Below are 1335 nucleotides of genomic sequence, written 5' to 3'. Positions count from 1 at the left end.
GGCCATTGTGGCAACGCGCGCAATTGCCCGTCACCAGGGGATGGGTGAAGTGGGCGACCTTCCAGCTGCCGATGGCGTGGCAGCTCTCGCAGCGGTCGCTGGAGGGGATGTGGCTGGCCGACTTGCCGCGGGCCACCGAGCCGTTGTGGCAGCTCACGCAGTTGCCGGTCACGGCGGGATGGTGGAAGGTGGTCCGCCGCCATCCGGTTGGGGTATGGCAACTGTCGCAGCCCTGGGCGGTGGCCAGGTGGCGCGGACCCTTGCCGGTGGCCCGCCGGCCGTCGTGACAGCTCTCGCAGGTCCCCAGCACCTGGCTGTGGTCCACCCGCTTCGGCGGGTTCCAGCCCTCGCTGCCGTGGCAGGCCTGGCATTCGGCACCCACCGGCATGTGGTTACCGGTCATGGTGGTGGCATCGGTCAGCGGGCTGTTCTGGCCGTGGCACTGGGCGCAGACCTTGGGAGTGCCCTTGAAGATCCCCTTCTTGTGACAACTGTCGCAGCGGACGCGGGCGTGTTCGCCCTCCAGCGGGAAGCCGGTCTGGTCGTGGTTGAACAGGGGCTTGGCGGCGGCCCCGCCGGCAGTGCCGAGCAGGAGCATCAGGGCCGCCATCAACAGGTGGGGCAGGTGCTTCATCGAGCGCTCACTGGTCCGGTGCCGGGGGTTTCTTTCCGGTATCCGGTCCTGGATGGTCCCGTTCCTCACTGCAACATCTCCAGATCGCTGAAATCACGGGTGTTGTGGCAACGGCCACAATCGGTGCCGAAGCCCCGGCGATGGACGTCGTCCTCGCGGTGACAGTCGTAACAGCGCTGCCCCAGCTCGATCTTTCCCTCTGCCTCCACCGGGCGGTGGTGGCAGGCGGCGCACTCCAGTTCGGCATGGGCACCGGTCAGGGGATAGTCGGTCTGGTGGTCGTGATCGAAGCGCCACAACTCCCAGCCGTTGGGGGTGTGGCATTGCGCGCAATCCGTTCCCAGGGCGCGCTCGTGCTTGTCATTCTTCTCGTGGCACTCGTTGCAGTGCCGCTTCACCTGGTCGAATTCGGCCGAGAGGTGGCACTCCTCGCAGGGCACCGCCGCGTGCAGGCCGATCAGGGGCATACGGCTCTGGTCGTGATCGAACACCACCCTGCCGCTCCACCCCGTTTCATCGTGACAGCGCTGGCACTCGCGACCCTGTTTTCCCTGATGCACGTCGTTCTCCCTGTGGCACTGGTAGCAGCGCCCCGTCAGTCGTTCCCGTTTCACGTCGCGGTGATGGCAATCGTTGCAGGGCGTTTCGGCGTGTTTCCCCCGCAACGGGTAGTCGGTGTCGAGATTGTGGTTGAAGCGTGG

The 1335-nt window shown here is 66.4% G+C and carries 2 protein-coding genes; both read right to left on the bottom strand.

Annotation, left to right across the window (positions count from 1 at the left end; all coding sequences use genetic code 11):
• On the bottom strand, positions 1 to 634 hold a 634-nt coding region (locus Q9Q40_15595), incomplete at its 3' end, for a cytochrome c3 family protein (protein MDQ7008645.1).
• A gap of 65 nt (positions 635 to 699) precedes the next feature.
• A partial coding sequence (locus Q9Q40_15590; GenBank protein ID MDQ7008644.1) for a cytochrome c3 family protein occupies positions 700 to 1335 on the bottom strand: 636 nt, incomplete at its 5' end.

The sequence above is a fragment of the Acidobacteriota bacterium genome (assembly GCA_030949985.1).
GTDB lineage: Bacteria > Acidobacteriota > Polarisedimenticolia > J045 > J045 > JALTMS01.
The sequence above is the reverse complement of the archived record's forward strand: the minus strand, read 5'-3'. Positions and strand labels throughout refer to the sequence as shown.